General features: G+C 56.8%; 4 protein-coding genes. All 4 read left to right on the forward strand.

The annotated features are described in order from the left end of the window. The first annotated feature begins 143 nt into the window (after positions 1-143). The 4 genes from ACIPRS_RS18805 to ACIPRS_RS18820 all read left to right on the forward strand — a co-directional run bounded on the left by ACIPRS_RS18805 (position 144) and on the right by ACIPRS_RS18820 (position 2596). Positions 144-611 (forward strand): hypothetical protein, encoded by a 468-nt coding sequence (locus tag ACIPRS_RS18805; protein ID WP_446539646.1) that lies wholly within the window; start codon positions 144-146, stop codon positions 609-611. A 72-nt stretch (positions 612-683) separates the two neighbouring features. Beyond that, positions 684-962 carry a hypothetical protein gene (locus ACIPRS_RS18810; protein WP_446539647.1) on the forward strand — a complete coding sequence of 93 codons (279 nt, stop codon included), beginning with the start codon at positions 684-686 and terminating at the stop codon, positions 960-962. A gap of 804 nt (positions 963-1766) precedes the next feature. After that, positions 1767-2105 carry a ribonuclease E inhibitor RraB gene (locus ACIPRS_RS18815; RefSeq protein WP_446539648.1) on the forward strand — a complete coding sequence of 113 codons (339 nt, stop codon included), beginning with the start codon at positions 1767-1769 and terminating at the stop codon, positions 2103-2105. Positions 2106-2164: 59 nt separating this feature from the next. Next, on the forward strand, positions 2165-2596 hold the full coding sequence (locus ACIPRS_RS18820) for a hypothetical protein (protein WP_446539649.1): 432 nt from the start codon (positions 2165-2167) through the stop codon (positions 2594-2596). The last annotated feature ends 136 nt before the right edge of the window (positions 2597-2732 follow it).

The raw sequence follows: 2732 nt of genomic DNA on the forward strand, positions 1-2732 counted from the left end.
CACTACTTGTTCTACCTGAAGGACGAGACCTTTGAGTGCTTGGCCGACAGCTGGGAACTGCGGTTGCCAGCTAACAATTCATTCAAGCCGACGCCGCTTCGCGGCGCGGCTTAATTCAGGCGTTAGGGGGCTTGGAAAGCGTCATGCATCTGCAGGTCGCAAACTGGGAGATTGAGTGCGATGCGGAGGCCACTCGGTCGGCCTACGCAGCGCTCCCCGTCGGTACTGATTGCCCTTGCGATCAATGCCGCAACTTCAACGCTGCGGCGGGCCGGACCTTTCCATCCGAGTTCATTGTGCTTGCCAAGTCCATTGGCATTGACCCATCCAAACCAGCTGAGTTGTGTCATTGGTGTCGAGAGCCTTCCGGCCTCTATCTCACTGGCGGCTGGTTCCATTTCGTTGGCCGCATTATTTCTGGCGCGGACGCAATGCCGCACTCGGATGGCACTGGCACTATCCAGTACCAACCTCTGGCACCTGGCATCGAGCTCGGCCTGACGCACCACACCGGCTTGGTGCCTGACACATTCGCCGGGCTTGCCGTCTGCCAGCTTGAGTTCCAGACTCGCGTGCCATGGGTGCTGGCAGATGTTGAGCCCACCCCCTAACAATTCATTCAAGCCGAAGCCGCTTCGCGGCTCGGCTTAATTCAGGTGTTAGAACTCATCCTGGAGTCTGTCGTGGCGGAGCGCTACAAGGACAAGATCGAGGCTTTCTGCAAGGAGAGTGGCATCGCAATTCCATCCGGCTTCTATCGTCACTCAGCCAGTCGATACGCAGCCATTGATTTCGAGTCATCGCCTCCGAAGCTCATTGCGAGAACTTGGTTCAACCAAGAGGACGCGGCCTACTACCTTGCCAATCTGGGCCAAGGCCGTAGCATGCGTATCTTGGATTTCCAAGATCGCCGAGAGTTGCTATTCAATGGCGTTCGATTCGCTCACGGCGATGAGTTCTAACAATTCATTCAAGCCGAACCCGCTTCGCGGGTCGGCTTAATTCAGGTGTTATACGTGGGTGGGGCTTTGGTCGTGTCGGCTTCGATTGCGGGTTGGTCATGCGGCGCCCGCGGCTTCGGTGCTGATCGATTGTTGATGCAAGCCAACCAATCGCGTCCTTCTGACTTCGCTTCACTCGGCTTCGGACACATCGCTCTCGCGCCGCGCGGCCTCCGGATGACCTCCCGACTTGCGGGCCGGCGTCGCTGTCGGCTTCGGTCTTTACGGACCCCACCCTGCTACGGGCTGGCGGCGAGTGATTTCCTGCTCCCGGATGTTCCGGCCCCGTTGCAGGCCGCAGGCTTCGGGCTTACCTTGGCGTATAACTATTCGTTCAAGCCGAACCCGCTTCGCGGGTCGGCTTAACTCAAGGTGTTATGCGTGGGTAGGTGTGTTGGTGTTGTGGGCTTCGGTGATGCGTCAACTTCTGCAGCGCCGTCGTCTTCGGCGTTGATCGGTCACTGACGCAAGCGGACTGGTCTCATCACCCGCCTTCGCTTCAATCGGCTTCGGACGCATCTCTTTCGCGCCGCTCGGCAAAGGATGGCTTCATGACCTTCGGATTGGCGGCGCTGTCGGCTTCGGCCTTTGCTGGCCTCGACCTGCTCCGGGCTTGCGGACACCTTGTCCGTGCCCCCTGCTCTCCCGGACCCGTTGCGGGTCTCAGGCTTCGGGTCTACCTTGGCGCGCATAACAAGTCGTCCAAGCCGAACCCGCTTCGCGGGTCGGCTTAACTCTGGTGTTAGGCCTCAAGGAGAGATGCCCGTGAATCGAGATTCTAAAGATTTCCCCGCCGATGAGGACGGAGACGCTTTGTGGACTTTAGCTAAGAGAGGCGTTGATCTATCAAGGCCAAGAGAGATTGACTTCTCTGTCCTAATGCCTTCGCCCCAGTCCGCAATCGATTTTGCAATAGAGATATTGCGCTGCGAGGAGAAAGTGGGCTGCACGCATGATCCTGACAATGCAGAATTTCCAATGGACGTTCAAGTACACCCAAAGATTGTTCCAACCCATGCCAACATCATCCAATGGCAGTCGGAGCTCCTGAACCGAGCAGTTTCATATGGCGGCAAGTTGGGAGGCTGGGGCTTTGAGGCCTAACAATTCATTCAAGCCGACGCCGCTTCGCGGCGCGGCTTAATTCAGGTGTTAGAGCGCACATGAAACATTACTTGGCACTGTTAGTTTCTATATCCATTGCACCTGCTACGTATGCGCGCGGCGTTGAGGTTTGTCCCACTTTGCCTGTCAACGCAGGGCTGGAGTGGACGTATCACGAGGGGCCTGACTTTGACGTCTGTTATGCCGCAAAGCCTGGCTCAGAGGCCAACGCCTTCGGCGTCTATCTCGGCAACCATCCGAGCTTCAAGCCAAAAGATGCTGTTCGCATTGGCAAGGGTCGGGTAGCGAATAAAAAGGTGATCTGGTACCAGCAAGACCCAGAGGACAGCTCCTCAGCTTTCGGCCAGCAGACGCTGATCGTTCTTGACAAGAAGTATGGCTATGTCGCTCATGTTTGGGTGGCTGCAGACACCAACCAAGAACTCCAAGATAGACTGTCTGTTCTCGAGCGCATCACATTTAAGCCATGAGTGTGCGCTCTAACAATTCATTCAAGCCGAACCCGCTTCGCGGGTCGGCTTAATTCAGGCGTTAGGCACCTATGCAAGTGACACGGAGTTTCCTGTGATCAAGGCTGCACGCACCGCACTCATCCTCATGTTCTGC

This window comes from Pseudoxanthomonas sp. LARHCG66, assembly GCF_052871755.1.

What these genes read in the sequence shown, in the direction of transcription:
- ACIPRS_RS18820 (WP_446539649.1), top strand. Translation starts at nt 2,165, where the DNA reads ATGAAACATTACTTGGCACTGTTAGTTTCTATATCCATTGCACCTGCT.
- ACIPRS_RS18805 (WP_446539646.1), top strand. Translation starts at nt 144, where the DNA reads ATGCATCTGCAGGTCGCAAACTGGGAGATTGAGTGCGATGCGGAGGCC.